General features: G+C 35.9%; 16 protein-coding genes. 2 read left to right on the top strand and 14 right to left on the bottom strand.

The features are described 5' to 3' along the window. Positions 1 to 3 precede the first annotated feature (3 nt). From HMPREF1135_RS03930 to xylA, 3 genes are all read right to left on the bottom strand, one after another. The gene (locus tag HMPREF1135_RS03930) at positions 4 to 1,557 is read right to left on the bottom strand and encodes a sugar ABC transporter ATP-binding protein (protein WP_007592231.1); all 1,554 of its coding nucleotides are present in this window, start codon (positions 1,555 to 1,557) and stop codon (positions 4 to 6) included. Positions 1,558 to 1,651: 94 nt separating this feature from the next. Next, positions 1,652 to 2,851: a substrate-binding domain-containing protein gene (locus HMPREF1135_RS03935; protein ID WP_007592233.1), complete on the bottom strand. Its 1,200-nt coding sequence runs from the start codon at positions 2,849 to 2,851 to the stop codon at positions 1,652 to 1,654. Positions 2,852 to 2,900: 49 nt separating this feature from the next. Further along, positions 2,901 to 4,229: a xylose isomerase gene (gene xylA, locus HMPREF1135_RS03940; protein WP_007592235.1), complete on the bottom strand. Its 1,329-nt coding sequence runs from the start codon at positions 4,227 to 4,229 to the stop codon at positions 2,901 to 2,903. Positions 4,230 to 4,510: 281 nt separating this feature from the next. On the opposite strand from xylA, the gene HMPREF1135_RS03945 reads away from it, so the two are divergent. After that, on the top strand, positions 4,511 to 5,458 hold the full coding sequence (locus HMPREF1135_RS03945) for an AraC family transcriptional regulator (RefSeq protein ID WP_007592238.1): 948 nt from the start codon (positions 4,511 to 4,513) through the stop codon (positions 5,456 to 5,458). A 291-nt stretch (positions 5,459 to 5,749) separates the two neighbouring features. Here HMPREF1135_RS03945 and HMPREF1135_RS03950 read toward each other — a convergent pair whose 3' ends face one another. From HMPREF1135_RS03950 to HMPREF1135_RS03970, 5 genes are all read right to left on the bottom strand, one after another. After that, the gene (locus HMPREF1135_RS03950) at positions 5,750 to 6,034 is read right to left on the bottom strand and encodes a hypothetical protein (RefSeq protein ID WP_007592241.1); all 285 of its coding nucleotides are present in this window, start codon (positions 6,032 to 6,034) and stop codon (positions 5,750 to 5,752) included. A gap of 8 nt (positions 6,035 to 6,042) precedes the next feature. Next, positions 6,043 to 6,189 carry a type II toxin-antitoxin system Phd/YefM family antitoxin gene (locus HMPREF1135_RS03955; protein ID WP_242824841.1) on the bottom strand — a complete coding sequence of 49 codons (147 nt, stop codon included), beginning with the start codon at positions 6,187 to 6,189 and terminating at the stop codon, positions 6,043 to 6,045. A gap of 72 nt (positions 6,190 to 6,261) precedes the next feature. Beyond that, positions 6,262 to 7,248, bottom strand: a complete 987-nt coding sequence (locus HMPREF1135_RS03960; protein ID WP_007592242.1) for a galactose/methyl galactoside ABC transporter permease MglC — start codon at positions 7,246 to 7,248, stop codon at positions 6,262 to 6,264. 11 nt (positions 7,249 to 7,259) lie between these two features. Then, on the bottom strand, positions 7,260 to 8,768 hold the full coding sequence (locus tag HMPREF1135_RS03965; protein WP_007592244.1) for a sugar ABC transporter ATP-binding protein: 1,509 nt from the start codon (positions 8,766 to 8,768) through the stop codon (positions 7,260 to 7,262). 70 nt (positions 8,769 to 8,838) lie between these two features. Further along, positions 8,839 to 9,948, bottom strand: coding sequence for a galactose ABC transporter substrate-binding protein (locus tag HMPREF1135_RS03970; RefSeq protein ID WP_007592247.1), 1,110 nt, complete (start codon positions 9,946 to 9,948; stop codon positions 8,839 to 8,841). 360 nt (positions 9,949 to 10,308) lie between these two features. On the opposite strand from HMPREF1135_RS03970, the gene HMPREF1135_RS03975 reads away from it, so the two are divergent. After that, positions 10,309 to 11,667, top strand: a complete 1,359-nt coding sequence (locus HMPREF1135_RS03975) for a citrate/2-methylcitrate synthase (RefSeq protein ID WP_007592249.1) — start codon at positions 10,309 to 10,311, stop codon at positions 11,665 to 11,667. Between the two features lie 53 nt (positions 11,668 to 11,720). On the opposite strand, the gene HMPREF1135_RS03980 is transcribed toward HMPREF1135_RS03975, so the two are convergent. From HMPREF1135_RS03980 to HMPREF1135_RS04005, 6 genes are all read right to left on the bottom strand, one after another. Beyond that, on the bottom strand, positions 11,721 to 12,515 hold the full coding sequence (locus tag HMPREF1135_RS03980; protein ID WP_007592250.1) for an SseB family protein: 795 nt from the start codon (positions 12,513 to 12,515) through the stop codon (positions 11,721 to 11,723). A gap of 86 nt (positions 12,516 to 12,601) precedes the next feature. After that, positions 12,602 to 13,669 (bottom strand): FAD:protein FMN transferase, encoded by a 1,068-nt coding sequence (locus HMPREF1135_RS03985; RefSeq protein ID WP_007592254.1) that lies wholly within the window; start codon positions 13,667 to 13,669, stop codon positions 12,602 to 12,604. 12 nt (positions 13,670 to 13,681) lie between these two features. Next, the gene (locus tag HMPREF1135_RS03990; RefSeq protein ID WP_007592256.1) at positions 13,682 to 15,280 is read right to left on the bottom strand and encodes an MBL fold metallo-hydrolase RNA specificity domain-containing protein; all 1,599 of its coding nucleotides are present in this window, start codon (positions 15,278 to 15,280) and stop codon (positions 13,682 to 13,684) included. Positions 15,281 to 15,321: 41 nt separating this feature from the next. Further along, complete coding sequence (locus tag HMPREF1135_RS03995; RefSeq protein ID WP_007592258.1) at positions 15,322 to 16,401, bottom strand: ribonuclease E/G; 1,080 nt, start codon at positions 16,399 to 16,401, stop codon at positions 15,322 to 15,324. Beyond that, positions 16,376 to 17,101 carry a TIGR03936 family radical SAM-associated protein gene (locus HMPREF1135_RS04000; protein ID WP_007592261.1) on the bottom strand — a complete coding sequence of 242 codons (726 nt, stop codon included), beginning with the start codon at positions 17,099 to 17,101 and terminating at the stop codon, positions 16,376 to 16,378. Before HMPREF1135_RS04000 ends, HMPREF1135_RS03995 begins: the two co-directional genes overlap by 26 nt. After that, entirely contained in the window at positions 17,085 to 18,950 is a 1,866-nt protein-coding gene (locus tag HMPREF1135_RS04005) for a TIGR03960 family B12-binding radical SAM protein (RefSeq protein WP_007592264.1), read from the bottom strand. The genes HMPREF1135_RS04000 and HMPREF1135_RS04005 overlap by 17 nt, the downstream gene beginning before the upstream one ends. Between the last annotated feature and the right edge of the window lie 7 nt (positions 18,951 to 18,957).

Below are 18,957 nucleotides of genomic sequence, written 5' to 3' on the forward strand. Positions count from 1 at the left end.
CTCCTAATTTACTGCAGTACGATCTGATTTTAAAATCGTACTCATTATTTTTTCCTGTGTAGCTTCCTCGGCACTAAATTCTCCGGTGATCTTACCGTCATTCATAACATAAATTCTATCGCACATACCTAAAAGCTCAGTAAGATCTGATGAAATCATTACCACAGATTTACCCTGACTTACCATATCGTTGATAATAGAATAAATCTCATATTTTGCGCCTACATCTATTCCTCTGGTAGGTTCATCAAGGAATAAAACTTCAGGTCCTGCAAACATCCATTTTGATAAAAGAACCTTTTGCTGATTTCCACCTGAAAGGTTTCCCACCTTTTGTAAAATAGACGGTGTTTTTGTTTTCATGGCTTTTACATACTCTTTTGCCACCATATTTTCTTTTGAAACATCTACAACACCTCTTTTATCTGCTATTTTTTCCATTCTTGCTAAAGTAGTGTTTCTTGCAATTGTTTCTGAAAGTATCAATCCGTCGGTTTTTCTATCCTCTGTAACATAAGCCAGACCGTTTACTATTGCATCTCTGGAGCTGTTTAAGAAGACCTCTTTACCTGCAATAAATTCCTTACCTGAAATATGACTTCCATAGCTCTTTCCAAAAAGTGATTTGGCCAACTCTGTTCTTCCTGCACCTTGCAGACCTGAAAAGCCTACAACCTCACCTTTCTTTACATGAAAACTGATATTATTTACAACACATTTTTCAGTATATATAGGATGATATACCGACCAGTCTTTTGCTTCAAACATTATTTCGTCGCTTATAACATGTTCTCTTGCGGGATACCTGTCTTCCAGCTCACGCCCAACCATTCCCTTGATAATACGTTCTTCATTTATACAATGATCTGAATTATCAATGGTCTCAATAGTCATTCCGTCTCTTATTACTGTTATTTCATCAGCCACATATGCAACTTCTTGCAGTTTATGTGTAATAATAATTGATGTAATTCCTTTTTCTTTTTTGAAACGTATGAGCATATCAAGTAACATCCTTGAGTCTTCATCATTAAGTGAAGATGTCGGCTCGTCAAGAATTAAAAGATTTACATCCTTTGATATAGCCTTAGCTATCTCTACAAGTTGTTGCTTTCCTGTTCCGATATCCTTTATTAAAGACTGTGTATTTTCATTAAGTCCTACCGCTTTCATAGCCTGATCGGCTTGGTGAAAAGTTTCATTCCAGTCTATAATACCGAATCTGTTTTTTCTTTCATTACCAAGAAACATGTTTTCGGCAATCGTAAGCTCCGGTATAAGGGCCAGTTCTTGATGTATTATCACTATACCCAGCTTTTCACTGTCATGTATCTTTTGAAATTTACATTCATCATTGTTGTAGAGAATCTGACCTGTATACTCATTATGTGCAATGGTTCCGGAGAGAATATTCATCAATGTTGATTTTCCGGCTCCATTCTCTCCTACCAATGCATGTATACTTGCTCTTTCTATCTTAAGGTTTACATTGTTTAAAGCTTTTACTCCGGGGTATTCCTTAGTAATATTATTCATTTCTAAAATATAATCTTTCAATACATCCGCCTTTCCGCTATATAAAGCAATATTATAGTCTTATATCGTTATCTACGATAATATTCCGCAAAGATTCCCCGGAGTCTGCGGTAATTTACTGTACAGGATGTGGATATCCGTCACTTCCCATTGTGTAATATCCTGTATCAACAAGTTCCTTTTGAATATTATCTTTTGTTACTGTTACAGGAACTAAAAGATATGAAGGGATTACAGCCGCTCCATTATCATATGATGATGTATCGTATGTACAATCAAAGCTCCATCCTGCTTTTTCAATAAGTGATGCATCAGGTTTTTCATTATTAAGTATAGCTTCACCAAGATTAAGTGTCGCAACAGCCTCGTTTGCAACAGCCTTATAAACTGTCATTGTCTGCTTACCGTCAATGATATTTGCAAGGTTTGCTTCATCTCCGTCCTGACCTGTTATAATTATCTCATTACTACCGGCATAGTCTGACTGTATAGCCTGTGTAACACCTAAAGCGGTTGAATCATTTGAACATACTGCAGCATCAAGTTGTGTACCGTTTGAGTAGTATGATCCGAGGATATTCTGGAATCTTGATAATGCCTTTGATGTATCCCATTGTGCCGTACCGACCTGCTCAAATGATGTCTGTCCTGAAGGAACAACAACTGTACCGTTTTCAATATATGGCTTTATAACATCCATTGCGCCGTTAAAGAAAAACTTTGCATTATTGTCGGCAGGATCTCCACCTGTAAACTCAATATTAAACTTCTTATCACCTGCGTTTGCAAGGTCAAGTTTTTGTGCTACAAATTCACCATGAAGTTTTCCTACAGTATAGTTATCAAATGAAACATAGTATGATATTGCATCTGTATTCATGATAAGTCTGTCATATGCAATAACAGGAATATTTTGACTCTTTGCTTCGGCAAGTACCTGTGCAAGTGATTCACCGTCTATTGCGGCAACTACCAATAAATCAACCTTATCGGCAATAAGACCCTCGATATCTTTTACCTGTTGATCGATTTTATTATCTGAGTAAGTAAGTGAAACCTCATAGCCTGCTTTTTCAAACTCTTTTTCAAGGTAAGAACCGTCTCGGTTCCATCTCTCCAGAGTCTTCGTAGGCATTGATATACCTATTTTCCCACCCTTTGACTCTGTAGTTTCAGAGCTTCCTTCAGCCTTTGTACTCTCTGCCTGAGTCTGTTCTGTTGCTGTCTTTGCAGGCTCATTTCCATCGGTACATGCCACCAGTGATAAAGCTAACATCCCGGCTGCTACAAACGCACATAATTTCTTCATTTTCATATTATCCTCCTTATATAAACCTGATTTTCACGTCCCCAATCAGGTGTTTTTATAACTTTGAATTAAAAAATATATTATTTACTATAGTCTCCAGATATTCCTGTCTTCCTGACTCAGGTAACTCAGGCTTTTTCATCTTTAGCGCATATTCCGCACATTCTACTAATGTAACAGATCTGTTTCTTATCTTCTCTCCAATTCCCGAGTTGTAGCTTGAATATCTTTCCTTAACAAATTCATCTATTCTACCGTCTTCAATTATTTGTGCGGCTTTGATAAGGCCAAGTGCAAATGTATCCATACCTGCTATAAATCCATAGAACATATCTTCAGCTGTATTACTTGGTCTACGGTTCTTTGAATCAAAGTTTAATCCACCACTTAAACCGCCTGCCTTTAATATTTCATACATAGCAAGAGTTGTATCATATACATTTGTAGGGAACTGGTCTGTATCCCATCCAAGTAATGTATCACCTTGGTTTGCATCTACAGAGCCAAGCATACCGTTAATTGCAGATACTCTGAGTTCATGCTGGAATGTATGTCCTGCCAATGTAGCGTGATTTGCCTCAATATTCATCTTAAAATCCTTATCAAGTCCATATTTTCTCAAGAATCCTATTGCTGTTGCCGCATCAAAATCATACTGATGTTTCATTGGCTCCTTCGGCTTCGGCTCGATATAGAAATCACCCTTAAATCCGATACTGCGTCCATAATCTCTGCACATTGTAAATAATGTGGCAATATTCTCTTCTTCAAGCTTCATATCTGTATTAAGAAGAGTCTCATATCCTTCACGTCCACCCCAGAATACAAATCCCTTTGCTCCAAGCTTTACAGCATTTTCAAGACCTTTCTTAGCCTGTGCGGCTGCAAAACAAAATACATCAGCACTGTTTGAGCTTCCTGCACCGTTCATAAATCTTGGATTACTGAACATATTGCATGTTGCCCAAAGACATTTGATATCTGTTCCCTTTGTCTTTTCAAGAATATAATCTGTTATTTCATCCAAACGTGCATTTGTAACATTGATGTCTTCCTGATCCTCAGGAACGATATCTGTATCATGAAAGCAATAATATTTTATTCCAAGCTTTTGCATGAATTCAATACCTGCATCAACCTTAGCTTTTGCATGCTCCATTGTTCCCGGATTTTCACCAAAACCTTTATCTGCTGTACCCTGTCCGAACATATCCACACCGCTTGCACAAAGATTATGCCACCATGCCATAGCAAATGATAAATGTTCCTCCATTGTCTTACCCATTATTACTCTTTTAGCATCATAATATTTGAAGCTGAGTGGATTCTTGCTCTCACTTCCTTCAAACTTAATAGGTGAAATGCTTGGGAAAAATTCTTTCATAAATACGTCTCCTTTCAAATCTGCAATAATAAAGATAATATTGCTATATAGTTTATAAACGACTTTCCACGTAATTATTATAATAACTGATATATTAGGCCAAATGTCGATAATCTTGTTATTGATGTATGTTAATATTGCTATTTCTATGTTAAAATAATATATAGTATAGAATATACTGAATTTGAAAACAAAATAGATACTGATTATACATTTATTTGTCTATTTTTTAACTATATTTAAGACTTAATTTATTCTATTTATATAAAGGAATGTATGCTATGGACTTGAACTCAATCAAAACTAATAAAACCGAATATGAGATAATAAGACATACAAAGACAAACTCCCTTGCTATGCTTATGATTGAAATTCTCTCAAGAAGTGTACATTGCCACTCCGATCTTGAAATAGGCATGATTCTTGACGGAAATATAGATCTTGTAATAGATAATGAAGTATTTAAACTGAAGAAAAATGATATTTATATTGTGAACAGATACCAGCCACACTCTTTCTACAGCAATAAACATCATAATAAAATAGTTATATTTTTGATAAATCACGCACTGTATAAAAACATTGGTCCGGATATTATATATAATAGAAATCATATAGTTTTTGATGATAAGAATTCTGATTTGTATAAGACAATATTTGAATGTGCTATGTGTTATGCAAGCGAGGTTGCGTTTACAGAACTTGGAGCCGGTGCAAAGGCTCTTGACCTCATTTATAAGCTCAGTAAGATAGCCGATCCTTTCATTGATGAACAAAGTACAAAACAAAGTCGCTCAAAAGGTAAACGTTTACAAAGAATAACTGAATATATGTTTGAGCATCATTCGGAAAATATTACTTTGGAAGATATCGCAAATCTTGAGTCACTGTCTACTTATTATATATCTCACTTTATAAAGAAAATGACCGGTACTACATTTACAGAATATTTAAATAATATAAGATTTGACCATGCATTTTCATTACTTAATAAAACAAACTTAAGAATAAGCGATATTTGCTGTGAGGCCGGCTTTTCGGACAGCAGATATTTAAACAGGATATTTAAACAAAAAATGGGAATAGATATACAATCATACCGAAAGAACATAGATAAAATAGAACTACCGCTAACAGATCAACCCTATATGACTGTTCAAAATCATATCTCACAGAGCAAATTTATGTTTGAGCTTGAAAAATATTATGAAGAGAATTTTAAACAATGATATCATTCTTAAGCTAAAATAAGTCTTTGTGTACAAGAAAGCCACCAATGCAGTAAGGCATCAGTGGCTTTTTTGTGTGTTTTTATATTGATATATCGACTGTTATATTCTTATTACAATCCCAAAAGAACAGCTCTACACTTCCTCCGACTTTCTTTAATTCCTTAATAAATTCAACCGGAAGACTTTCAGCCACTTTAAAATTGTAAGAATCAATATCCTTTATCTCCTTTAAAGTATTATATATCCATCTTTTTTTGCTACTTACATTTTCAGTACATTTAGTATTATTTAGTATGCCGTCAAATCATTGTAAAAAACTTCATAATCCATTTCGTCCGGAAAATAATGCGAGTGCCACCTATAATAGCTCAATGTAAACTCACCATAATACTCTAAATCTATGTATAATTTATACTGACAAGTAGGGTTAAGGACAGTTATGCAGATATTACCTTCTTCTAAATAATCATACTCTTCACTCATTTCACCAAAAGTATGAATTTCATATTCAGCCTCTAAATCATCTAATAATTTACATATTTCATTCTTTTTATCAATTGGATTTATGTCCATGCTTTCTCCTATACAAATAATGCATCCACCTGATCTTCCGGTATACAATCTTCTAAAGAGGTATTCAATCCTTCAACAATCTTTTCTTTCATACCGGGAATTGATAACAAGTATAATGTTTCCACCAATCCGCTATAGTCTTCCATATCAATCAAAAAAATCACCCCCTATATGTATTATTATATCATACATATAGGGGGTGTAAATGGAGTTTTATATTTAATCAATTACTTCTTCTGTATATACTTTCTGATATCGAGTGCAATAGCAACTACAATGATGATACCCTGTACTATGAACTGGAAGTCCGGCTTGATTCCGAGGAATTGCATTGAGGATTTCAATAACTCGAACACCAAAACACCGATTACACAACCTGATATTCTACCGATACCACCGTTTACAGATACACCACCGATTGTACAAGCTGCAATAGCCTCCAGCTCGTATGATGCACCCATGTTTACAGATGAACCACCTGATTTTGCTCCCAAAAGGAAACCTGCAATTGCATAAAGAACTGCTGCTGATGTGTAGATAAGTATCTTTGTCTTCTTTACATTTACACCTGATACTTCTGCTGCCGCCTCATTTCCACCAATTGCATACATATACTTACCATGTCTTGTTTTATTGAAAACAAACCACATGATGAGTCCGATAACAAGTGCATAGATGAAAAGATACGGAATCTTTAAGAAGTTTCCTGTAGCAACTGTTGTATATGCTGTTCTGTATCCACCGATAGGCTCTGCCTTTGTATAAACAAGACATACACCATATACTATAAGCTGCATTCCAAGTGTTCCGATAAATGCAGGAACATTCAAATGAGCTATAACAATACCGTTGATACATCCGAATACAGCACAAATAGCTATAGCTATTAAAAGTACTCCCAGGATATTCATATCACCAAGATTTGGGAACATCTTACCTGCATAGTCTTTATTCTGTAAAAGTGTACCTGCTATACAAGCTGATAAACCTACCAAACGACCTGCTGAAAGATCGGTACCCTTTGTTATAAGACATGCCGATACACCGAAGGCAATGATTACTCTTGGTGCCACATTTACCAAAACATTTCTTAAGTTACTTGCCGAAAAGAAATTGTCCTTCATTATACCTGTAAACAGTACAAGCAAAAGTAAAACTATTATGATACCGTTATCCAGTAACAATTTCTTTATATCTAAAGATTTTGTATTCATAAGTATCCCTCCTAAAATTTTGTAGCCAATGCCATGATATTTTCCTGTGTAGCATCATCTTTTGATACTTCACCGGTGATCTCACCATTGCACATAACGATTATTCTGTCAGACATTCCAATAAGTTCAGGCATCTCGGAAGAAATCATTATGATGCCCTTTCCCTGCTTTGCCAGGTTTATCATTATCTGGTATATTTCATACTTTGCACCTACGTCAATACCTCTTGTAGGCTCATCCATTATCAATACATCCGGGTTGTTTGCAAGCCATCTTGCTATAATAACCTTTTGCTGATTACCTCCTGACAAAGACTGAATCAATGTCTTATTACTTGGAGTCTTTATACTTAGCTTGCTTACATTTTCATCTACGACCTGTTTAATTTTACCGTCATCCAATGCAATACCTGCTACAAGATAATTATTGAGTGAAGAAATAGCCACATTGTCCGCTATTGAAAGGCATCCGAGAATTCCTGTTCCTCTTCTGTCCTCTGTAATCATTCCAAGTCCGTCTTTTATAGCATCTCTCGGTCTTGCTATATTTTGCTCTTTGCCCTTCATGTACACTTTTCCGGATTTTACACTTCTAAGTCCAAATATGGCTTCCATAAGTTCGCTTCTACCTGCACCCACAAGTCCGCCAAATCCGAGTATCTCACCTTTTCTAAGTTCAAATGAGCAGTTTCTGAATATATTTTCATGTATACTTGTAAGGCCGTCGACCTTAAGTATAACTTCACCTTTTTCTATGTTATCTTTTGGCGGATAGATATTTGAAAGCTCTCTACCAACCATTTGTCTTATGATTTCACCGTCGCTGATATCTTTTACTTCCCATGTACCAACATAGGTTCCGTCTCTCATTATGGTGATATCATCGGCAATCTCTCTTATCTCGGCCATCTTATGTGAGATATATATAAGAGATACACCTTTTTCTTTTAATTCTCTTATTATTTTAAATAATCCGCTTACTTCATTTTCAGTAAGTGATGATGTAGGCTCATCCAAAATGATGATCTTTGCTCCCATCGAAACAGCTTTTGCTATTTCTACAGACTGCATCTGTGATATAGATAATGTCTGCAATAATGCATTGGGATTTACATTAAGTTTTACTTCTTTTAGCCATTTGGTAGCTTCATTTTCCATCTTCTTATGGTCTATTACTTTTAGAGGGCCTATATTTATTGTAGGATATCTGCCCAAAAACATATTTTCGGCAATAGATCTTGCAGGTACAGGCTGTAACTCCTGATGAACCATTGCCAATCCCTTATGAAGTGCATCATCAGGGTTTAATATATTCATTTTTTCTCCGTCTACATAGACCTCACCGGTATCCATTGTATATATTCCGAACAGACATTTCATAAGTGTAGACTTGCCTGCTCCGTTTTCACCCATAAGAGCATGTACGCTGCCCGGTCTGACATTAAGATGGATATTGTCCAGTGCTTTTACACCGGGGAAACTTTTAGAAACCCCTTTCATTTCCAATCTGTACTCTGACATCCATTGCTCCTTTCAAAAATCGGGTGTGCACCGGCACACCCGAAAGATGTTTACTTAAGTTAATTTTTGATTATTTTACAAGCTCTAAGATCTCTGCTGCGTTATCCTTTGTAACCTTTACATAGTCTACAGGAATCTTTGTATCAACCTTCTCACCACCGGCAAATGATACAGCTGCCTTTGCTGCTGCCTGTGCCTGGCTGATGAAATCGTTAAATACTGTACCTGTCATCTTGCCTTCTGATACGTTCTGAACTGCCTCTGCAAGTGCATCAACACCTACGATATAGATATCTTCACCAACTTTTCTTCCTGCTGCATTGATAGCCTGAAGTGCGCCAAGTGCCATAGCGTCATTGTTACAGAAGATAACTTCGATATCGTTTCCATACTGTGTAAGAGCATCCTGTGCAATCTGCTGTCCCTTAGCCTGATCCCAGTCACCTCTCTGAATTAAGAGCTGCTCAGCCTTTAATCCGCTCTTCTCTGTAAGAGCCTTAACTGAATACTCTGTTCTGTACTGTGCGTCGATGTTCTCAGGGTCACCCTGGATCATGATGTACTTAACTGTTCCGTCACCGTTGATGTCACCCTTATTCTCAAGTTCTGCGATTTCCTCACCCTGGAATGTTCCTGACTGACGAGCATCTGCACCTACATATGTTGCGCTGATACCGTCTGCTGCCCATCTTGACTCCTCTGCCTCATCAGGCTCACGGTTGATGTATACTACAGGGATTCCTGCTTCCTTAGCAAGATCTGTAACTGTTGGGGCTGAAGATGACTGTACAAGGTTAAGAATCATAACGTCAACCTTAGTTGCGATAAAGTTGTTAATCTGGTTTGTCTGCTCAGCCTGATCGTTCTTACCGTCCTGAACTACTACGTTCTCTTTTGGAATACCAACTTCCTCTGTAAGATATCTAACAAGCTCGTTACGATATAATGTCATGAAGTTATCATCAAACTTATAAATTGAGATACCTACTTTGATATCCTTTGCATCCTTACCTGTAGCTGCAACTGCCTCTGAAACACTCTCAGCCGCCTTGCTTTCTTCCTTTGACTCTGTAGCTGCTGCAGTTGTCTCTGCCGGCTTGCTTCCACCTCCACATGCTGCTAATGAAAGAGCACACACAGATGCTACTGATACTGCTAAAACTTTTTTGAACAATTTCATTGTTTTTCCTCCCTTAGGTTTGTTCGTTTATTTGTAAGCTTATTTTAATATTACTTACGATTATTTTACAGAGAATATTTTTACTCTTTTTATTGAATTTTTTTCACAGCTGTAAACAGGAAAATTTTCTATATAATTTAAATTTTTCTATATATTTCTTACCTTACAAATGTATATTAATAATTAATTGTGTAGATTAACACACTTTAACTTATGTTACGCTGTCTAAAATCATTATTTATTCACTAACTGTACATAATTTCTTAATTTAAATATGCTATAAAATAATGTATAATTATTACAACTGTATAATTAATATAAGTAACTTTGTACATGTATGATTTTTTAAAGGAGGAATATATGAGCTACAACCAAAAGATTACAAAAGAAATAGAGGATTTGACCTCAAAATGCCTTACTAATTTAACTATAAACCAATCCTTGTATAAAGAATTTGATGTGCAGAGGGGCCTTCGCAATCTTCAAGGTGAAGGTGTAAGAGCCGGCCTTACCCGCATTTCAGAGATAACCTCATTTAGAAGGGAAAACGGTGAGAAGATACCATGTGACGGTGAGCTTAGATATCAAGGTATTGATATACATGAACTCACAGACGGATTTTTAAAAGAAAACAGATTCGGATTTGAAGAGGTAGCATATTTAATGCTTTTCGGCAATCTGCCTACTTCAAATGAGCTTAACGATTTCAAAAGTTTACTTGGTGAACAGAGATCTCTGCCCAAAAACTTTACAAGAGATATCATTATGAAAGCACCAAGTAAGGATATGATGAACACGCTTTCCAGATCTGTACTTACATTGTATGCATATGACTCAAAGGCTGATGATACCTCTCTTCCAAATGTATTACGCCAGTGTATAAATCTTATAGCTACCTTCCCTATGATGTGCGTATACGGTTACCATGCCTACAATCACTATATCAGAGATAAAAGTATGTATATTCATCGTCCGTCAAACGAGCTTTCTACTGCCGAGAATATTTTACTGATGCTTAGAGAGGATAAGAAATACTCAGACCTTGAAGCCAAAGTGCTTGACCTTGCCATGGTCTTACATATGGAACATGGCGGCGGTAACAATTCCACTTTTACTACTCATGTGGTAACATCCTCAGGCACAGATACCTATTCGGCTATAGCGGCAGCTCTCGGCTCTTTGAAAGGTCCGAAACATGGCGGCGCCAATATAAAAGTTGTTGAAATGTTTAAGGATATGAAAAAACATATAAAGGATATCAATGATGATGAAGAAATAAAAACTTACCTTTTAAAGCTGTTAAGAAAAGAGGCCTTTGATAAAGCCGGATTAATATATGGTATGGGACATGCGGTATATTCGCTTTCAGATCCACGTGCCAATATATTTAAAAAATATGTTGAACAGCTTGCAAATGCAAAGCATAAAAATAATGACTTTAAACTTTACAGTGCAGTTGAAAGGCTTGCACCCGAAGTAATAGGAGCTGAAAGGCATATATATAAAGGTGTAAGTGCAAATATTGACTTCTACAGCGGTTTTGTTTACGGAATGCTTGATTTACCTACCGAGCTTTATACCCCTATATTTGCCTGTTCAAGAATTGTCGGATGGAGCGCTCACAGAATTGAAGAGCTTATCAATACCGATAAGATTATAAGACCTGCTTATATGGCTGTTAAGGAGCACGAAAACTATATCGAAATGAAGAACAGATAATTTTTATATAAAAAAAAGTGTGAAAAATGAATTCTCATCTTTCACACTTTTTTTTATTCTTTATTTGCAGGTGTTATTTCCATATTTCTGAGATTATTTAATATAGTGGCATTAAGCGGAATACTTACACCCATAGGATTTATAAGGAATCCGTCACACTCAGGTGTCATAGGGAAGTTTATAAGATGCTTAGCCTCTATTATTGTTTTCTTTACAGTTGCATCACCCGGCATTTTGTCAAACTCTATATTGTCTGTAAATATAGGTATCATATTTCCTCCGTTATCACTTATCCTTAACATAAGCATCTGCATCTGTGTTTCTCCGTCTACCTGTGCCTCTCTAACCGGTACAAGGAATCTTGCCTTTAAAATATTTACAAGCATCTCCTCTTCCAATTCACGAATCTCAGGTGTATTAGGATTGTCAAGGTTTGCTCTTATCTCCTGTCCGAAATAGAGCATTGTAAGCTGTAATGATCTGTTCTCCACAGGTCTTTTTTCAGGTGGTAACTCGCTGAAATCCGAGAGTTTCACTATTTCTTCAAGCTGAATTGTAAATTCATTACCCTGATAATTGTACTTAACAGCATTCACACCGGCTATTGCCATATGTGTAAAGGCTCTTAAAATACCTTCCTGATTAAGTTCCAATACAGTATTCTTCTGCTTATTGGCTGCCAACTCCGCCGATTTCTTCAAAGCATTTTCTTTTTCATCAAACAAAAACGCCACATCATCAAAACTCTCATCATCACAATAAACAAATGGCAGTCTGGTAAAGTCTGACTGAATTAAATATAGATTTACTGCCTTTGGAATACTTGCAAGTACTTCTCTTCTCTCCATTTTTATCTCCAAAAATTTTATTTGTTATGAAACTACTATATACTCTTTGACTATCAAAGTCAAATTAATAATATCTTTACAAAAATTTATGGTTGCACAAGCTGCTCTTTTGCACCTTCAGAATAAACTATGGAGTAATCTGAAAGGATAAAATAACCATAGGTATCAGGTATACTGTCAAGAAGCTTTACACCCTCTTCAACTCCCAGCGAAAAGCATGTAGTTGAAAGTGCGTCCGCTTCTGTTGATGATTTTGTAAGTATACTTACTTCCACAAGCCCGTTATCATAAGGATAACCTGTTTTCGGGTCCAGAATATGATGATAGTTTTTACCGTCTATAACAAAATGTCTCTCATAAACACCTGATGAAACAACCGATTCATCATCCACCGTAAGTAAAGCGACCGTTTCATTTCTATCCGCATAAGGTTTTTGAAGTCCTATTGTAAAGTTGTCCCCATTTGGCTTTTTACCCACGCATAAAACATTGCCTCCAAGATTAATAATCGCACTGTCAACACCTTTACTCAGAAGATATTCCTTTGTCTTATCCGCTATATATCCCTTTGCAATAGCACCGAGATCTATTCTTGTGTCATCTAAAGTAAACTTTACTGTATTTCCTTCCACACTTACTCTTGTATAATCCACTTTAGGAAGTGCCTCTTTAATACTTTCATCACTTGGAAGCTCAGGTTCCTCTGCATTAAAATCCCATAATTCCTTTAACGGTTCTGTCGTAATATCAAATGCACCATGTGAAACTTTACTGTAATACAATGCCTTATCTATAAGATAGGCAAGTTCATCACTTACTTCCACACTCATAGTCCCTTTTTCTCTATGATTTAATTTATACAATTCCGCAGATTCGCTTGTTGCCGAAAATATACTCTCATAATTTCTTATAAACTGCATTGACTCTTTTAAAACATTCTCATCACCACCATTATATATGGATACTGTAATAAATGTATCAAGTGCAAATGTCGTATCTGTCAAAGGTTCGTCATTTTTGTTCTTATCCATTGAAAAATCAAAATTATTGGCTATAGCCTTAGAGTTTGTGCGTTTTCCTAAAATTGCAATTATCAGCAGCACAAACACAACCATTACAATAGCTATTATATTTTTTTTATTAAATTGTTTCAAAATATACTCCTACTAAATTTCCCATTTTTTTGCCAAATCATTTATCTGATCTGCAAATTTAGCCAAATCCTTGTTGGCTCCATGTTTATTTTCTTTTATGATTTTTAGGAGTCTCTCTCCTGCACCAAGAAGTCTTAAATAAACACTGCTTTCCGGTTCCTTTACTTCCTTAACAGCAACAGCAACTCCCTTAGTCTGCTTTATCCATTCTCCGCTTATCAGGTCAAAAACAGAGCCTGAAAAAGGTGCGGATGAATTTATTCCGTATTTACTCTTAAGTTCATTTGAAAAGCTTTCGCAAACTTTATCATCACCATGCACTATAAACACTTGCTTCGGCTTTTCTTCAAAAGCTGTGACCCATTTTATAAGTCCGTTTTTATCGGCATGTGAACTTATACTCTTTAAAGTTTCAATATGTGCGTTTACAGAAATATTTTCTCCAAAAAGTCTTACCTCTGAAACATTGTCCTGCAGAGTTCTTCCAAGAGTTCCAAAAGCCTGATATCCGGCAAATACCACGCTGCATTCACTTCTCCAAAGATTGTGCTTTAAATGATGTCTGATTCGACCCGCATCACACATTCCCGAAGCTGATATTATAACTTTTGGTGATTTATCAATATTTATTGCCATTGACTCATCACTGCTTACAGTCATTTTCAGATTAGGGAAAGCTATCGGATTTATACCGTTTTCAACAAGCTCCTTAGTTTCCTCATCATAACATTCAAGCAAGTTATCTTTAAATACATTGGTTGCTTCTATTGCCAGAGGACTGTCTACATATACAGGGAAGTTCGGAAGGTTTTTTACAAGCTTGTTCTGCTTTATCTGTCTCATAAAATAAAGCAGCTCCTGTGTTCTTCCGACTGCAAATGCAGGTATTACCACATTTCCGCCCCTCTCAAATGTTTCTTCAAGAATTCTTGCCAGATCTGACACATGATCTGCGCCTTCTTCATGATATCTGTCACCATAGGTTGATTCCATCAAAACATAATCAGCGTCCTTTATATACTCCGGATCTCTGATTAGAGGCTTATTGAAATTACCGATATCACCTGAAAATACTATTTTTCTGCTCTCATTTCCTTCTTTAAGCCAAACCTCTATAGACGCCGAACCCAGAATATGTCCTGCATCTATAAATCTGATACTTATATTTTCATCAATATCTATTTTTTTATTATATTCAATACCTCTAAAGAGTTTAATACTTGCTTCAACATCGGAAAGTTCATATACCGCCGCTTCCTTTTGTCTGCCTGCTCTTTCAGCTTTTCTGTTTTTCCACTTTAACTCTTCAGCCTGTATATGCGCACAGTCTCGAAGCATTATGGTACAAAGCTCCATTGTGGCATTTGATGAATATATTTCTCCCTTAAATCCTCTTGCAACAAGCTGTGGAATCATACCTGTATGATCGATATGAGCATGTGTCACAAAAAGATAATCTATCTCTGCCGGTGAAACAGGCAGCGGAGCATTTTCATACACATTAATTCCCTGCTCCATACCGTAGTCCACTAAAAACTTTTTATCTCCGACTTCAACATAATGACAACTTCCTGTAACCTCATGATCTGCACCTATAAATTCCAGTTTCATATTTTTCCCCTTTTTAATCAAACAACTGAGCATGTGAGTTATTAGAGACTAACTCTATTATAACTATACAAAATATTTTTCGTCAACTTAAAATTATTATATATAACCTCTTCAAGACTTGGCTTTCTTTTTCTTCTGGTTATCTCAAACAGGCATAATTTTGTGATATCTATTGCCACTGTATTTAATCTGTCCTCTTTAAGATAATCTTTCATCGTATGATATATCAAATCTATTTCGGATTTATCCGTGGTATTTATTAAATCTATAATTATAATACCTGAGATATTTCTAAGCCTTAACTGTCTTGCAGTCTCTTTTATTGCTTCAAGATTTGTGTTTAATTTAATTATTCCGTCTTCTTTTTTCCGGACATTTTTCCCGGTATTTACATCAACAACTGTAAGAGCTTCCGTAGATTCTATGCATAGATAGCCTCCATCCTTTAACCATACTTTTTTGCTTAATGATTCACTAAAAAGAGTATCTATGGAGTAAAGCTTATTTAAACTTATCATATTATCGTCATAGAATCTGACTCTGCAAAGCATATCTTCACGCTCTTCTTTAAAAAAATCAACTATTTCTTCGTATATATCCTTGATATCCGTTACTATATCAAAATCGGCATATTTTAGTCTGTCTTTAACAATATCTATATAGTCTTTGGAACCCGCATAAAGCATTGCAGGTGCCTTTATATAGTTTTTCTTTGCAAGAATTTGATCAAGTACTTCACAGCCGGAAAGATTTGCAGTAGCACCTGCCAATTTATTCTTTATAGGAAGCTTTGAAATCTTTATTACAATATCATCGCCCTCGTGTAAAACCGTATGCTCTTTTTCATCGGCAAATACTTTTTCATCGGCAAATATAAGATACTTAAGTTCAGCCATATCAAAATATACAGTTTGGCGTTCTGAATTGTACTCAATCTCTACAAAGGCGGCATTTATGTTTTTAGCAATTTTTTTTACCTTACCTATATGAATACTGCCAAGTAAAGAAGTATCCTCGATATACTCTATCTCGTTTGCCCTATTCTCATCATATGATATTGCAAAATTTTTATTCTTATAGCTTGTGATAAGAAGCTTAGATAATTTCACAGCCGTATTCATCAAGGGCCTTCCCTTCATCCGTATACATATCTAATCTATATAAATAATATTCATTCCTTTTAGCTGCCGATAATCCTTCTTCATATAAAAATTCCATAACTGCGGCAGGCTTTATATTATTTGTACTTCCCTGTGATAGATGCATGTATACACCATTTTTTATAGCTTCAAGCTTATATATAAAAGGCTTTATATCCACAACTGAAGTTGTTTCCACCTCTACAAACTTTCCAAACTGATTTTTCTTTTTCTTTTTTGATACCTTGGTCAGTAATATAGACTCTTTTGACATAAGCTTTTCTATAGCGGCATTAATGTCTGTTTCTTTTACTTCGGTTTTAAATTCCGCCTTGAAATCGGCTGTATCCATCAAAGCCATAGCCGGTTTGGAATTATCGGGAATCTGTAAAAACTTGGTAACTTTCATTCCGGTGCACATCATCTCATTGAGCCTTTTTATTGCTTCTTTAGATGAAATATGACTACCTTCCTTTAACTCTATATCCATATATTCACCAAGTCCCGATACACCCATACTAAGGGGAGCACCAAATGACATTATCTGATGAGGTGAAAATCCTTCACTGTATTTTATAGGAATGTCCGCCCTTCTCATAGCTTTTTGAAAATATCTCATTATATCCAAATGGCCTATAAAACGCATTTGCTCGGTTTTTTCAAACTTAATTCTTACCTTCAAAGCAAACACCTCCATTATATTTTCTTGCACCGCAACCTAAACACTGCTGTCTGCAGTTTGGTGAGATCTTATCTTCATGTGCTGTTTTCCACTCTCTGATAAGGAATTCCTTTGTAACTCCGGAATCTATAAAATCCCAAGGGAACAGCTCATCAAGATCTCTTTCTCTTAATGTATAAAAGCTTGGATCTATACCGCTTTGCTCGTATGCTTTAATCCAATATTCCATATTAAACTGATCCGACCATGAATCATACATTGCACCGTTTTTATAAGCATTAACTATGACATCCGCAATTTTTCTGTCACCTCTTGCCATAAGTCCCTCAAGAAGTGTTACCTCGGCATCATGGTACTGATACTTCATACTCTTTTGGTTTAACTGCTCTCTGAAAGTATCCTTTACAAGATGTGCTCTTCTAAGGTACTCCTCCTCAGTTTCCATCTTCGCCCACTGGAAAGGTGTAAAAGGCTTAGGCACGAAGAAAGATGAACTTGCGGTAATAGATACCTTACCGATTCTTTGATCCTTTGGAATAGAGTAATAATTTTCAGCTATTTTTTCACAAAGCAAAGGTATTCCTTTAATATCCTCATCAGTCTCTGTAGGAAGTCCAAGCATAAAATAAAGCTTTACTTTATTCCATCCTCCTTTAAATGCCTCCATAGAACCGCTTAATATATCTTCCTCTGTAATTCCCTTATTTATAACATCTCTCAGTCTTTGTGTTCCGGCCTCAGGCGCAAATGTCAAAGAACTCTTTTTTACATCCTGAACCTTACTCATTACATCAAGTGAAAACGCATCAATACGCAAAGAAGGCAAAGATATATTGATTCCTCTATCCTTTGTATATTCCAAAAGGAAATCAAGAAGTTTATCAAGCTGACTGTAATCACTTGAGCTGAGTGAACTGAGTGAAATTTCTTCCGCTCCTGTAATATCAAGCATTGTTTTTGCATAATTTATAAGGTAATCAAGGGAATGTTCTCTTTGCGGTCTGTATACATTTCCCGCCTGACAGAATCTGCAGCCTCTGATACATCCTCTCATTATCTCAAGTACCACTCTGTCTTGTGTGACCTTAATAAAAGGAACTACAGGCTTTGAAAGATATGATACGGTATCCATATTTTGAACAACAACTCGATGTACAACACTTGGAACATCCTCATATTTAGGTGTAAATGAAGCTATAGTACCGTCTTCTTTATAACTCACATCATAGAACTCAGGTACATACATACCTTCAAGTTTTGCCGCTTTTCTTAAAAACTCATGCTTTGAAAGATTTTCACTTTTGCACTCCTTATAAAGGTCAAGCAGCTTGTCATAAACCACTTCGCCCTCACCTATATAGAATATATCAAAGAAAGGTGCCAAAGGTTCAGGATTATAAGAACATGGTCCGCCACCTATTACTATAGGATATTCCTCTCCTCTGTCTTTTGAATACATCGGAATCTGTGAAAGCTCTAAAACCTGTAAAATATTTGTATAGCACATCTCATACTGTAATGTAATACCTAAAATATCGGCATCCTTTACATTTTCCTGACTCTCCAGAGAAAACAGCGGTATATTCTTTTCTCTGAGTATCTTATCAAGGTCTACCCATGGTGAAAATAATCTCTCACAGAATGTATCTTCTCTTTTATTTAACATATCATATATGATCTGCATTCCTATATGACTCATTCCTATCTCATAGACATCAGGAAAACACATAACAAATCTGATATCTACATCCTCTAATCTTTTATCTCTTGAATTTAACTCACCGCCGATATATCTTGCCGGCTTGTCTACGCTAAGCAGTATATCATCGCTTAGTGCCAATTTTCTCATATATTCC

The organism is Lachnoanaerobaculum sp. OBRC5-5, from assembly GCF_000296385.1.
GTDB lineage: Bacteria > Bacillota > Clostridia > Lachnospirales > Lachnospiraceae > Lachnoanaerobaculum.

Coding starts and splice junctions, on each gene's coding strand:
- HMPREF1135_RS03935 (WP_007592233.1), bottom strand. CDS start 2,851: ATGAAAATGAAGAAATTATGTGCGTTTGTAGCAGCCGGGATGTTAGCT.
- xylA (WP_007592235.1), bottom strand. CDS start 4,229: ATGAAAGAATTTTTCCCAAGCATTTCACCTATTAAGTTTGAAGGAAGT.
- HMPREF1135_RS03945 (WP_007592238.1), top strand. CDS start 4,511: ATGGACTTGAACTCAATCAAAACTAATAAAACCGAATATGAGATAATA.
- HMPREF1135_RS03950 (WP_007592241.1), bottom strand. CDS start 6,034: ATGGACATAAATCCAATTGATAAAAAGAATGAAATATGTAAATTATTA.
- HMPREF1135_RS03960 (WP_007592242.1), bottom strand. CDS start 7,248: ATGAATACAAAATCTTTAGATATAAAGAAATTGTTACTGGATAACGGT.
- HMPREF1135_RS03965 (WP_007592244.1), bottom strand. CDS start 8,768: ATGTCAGAGTACAGATTGGAAATGAAAGGGGTTTCTAAAAGTTTCCCC.
- HMPREF1135_RS03970 (WP_007592247.1), bottom strand. CDS start 9,948: ATGAAATTGTTCAAAAAAGTTTTAGCAGTATCAGTAGCATCTGTGTGT.
- HMPREF1135_RS03975 (WP_007592249.1), top strand. CDS start 10,309: ATGAGCTACAACCAAAAGATTACAAAAGAAATAGAGGATTTGACCTCA.
- HMPREF1135_RS03980 (WP_007592250.1), bottom strand. CDS start 12,515: ATGGAGAGAAGAGAAGTACTTGCAAGTATTCCAAAGGCAGTAAATCTA.
- HMPREF1135_RS03990 (WP_007592256.1), bottom strand. CDS start 15,280: ATGAAACTGGAATTTATAGGTGCAGATCATGAGGTTACAGGAAGTTGT.
- HMPREF1135_RS03995 (WP_007592258.1), bottom strand. CDS start 16,401: ATGAATACGGCTGTGAAATTATCTAAGCTTCTTATCACAAGCTATAAG.
- HMPREF1135_RS04005 (WP_007592264.1), bottom strand. CDS start 18,950: ATGAGAAAATTGGCACTAAGCGATGATATACTGCTTAGCGTAGACAAG.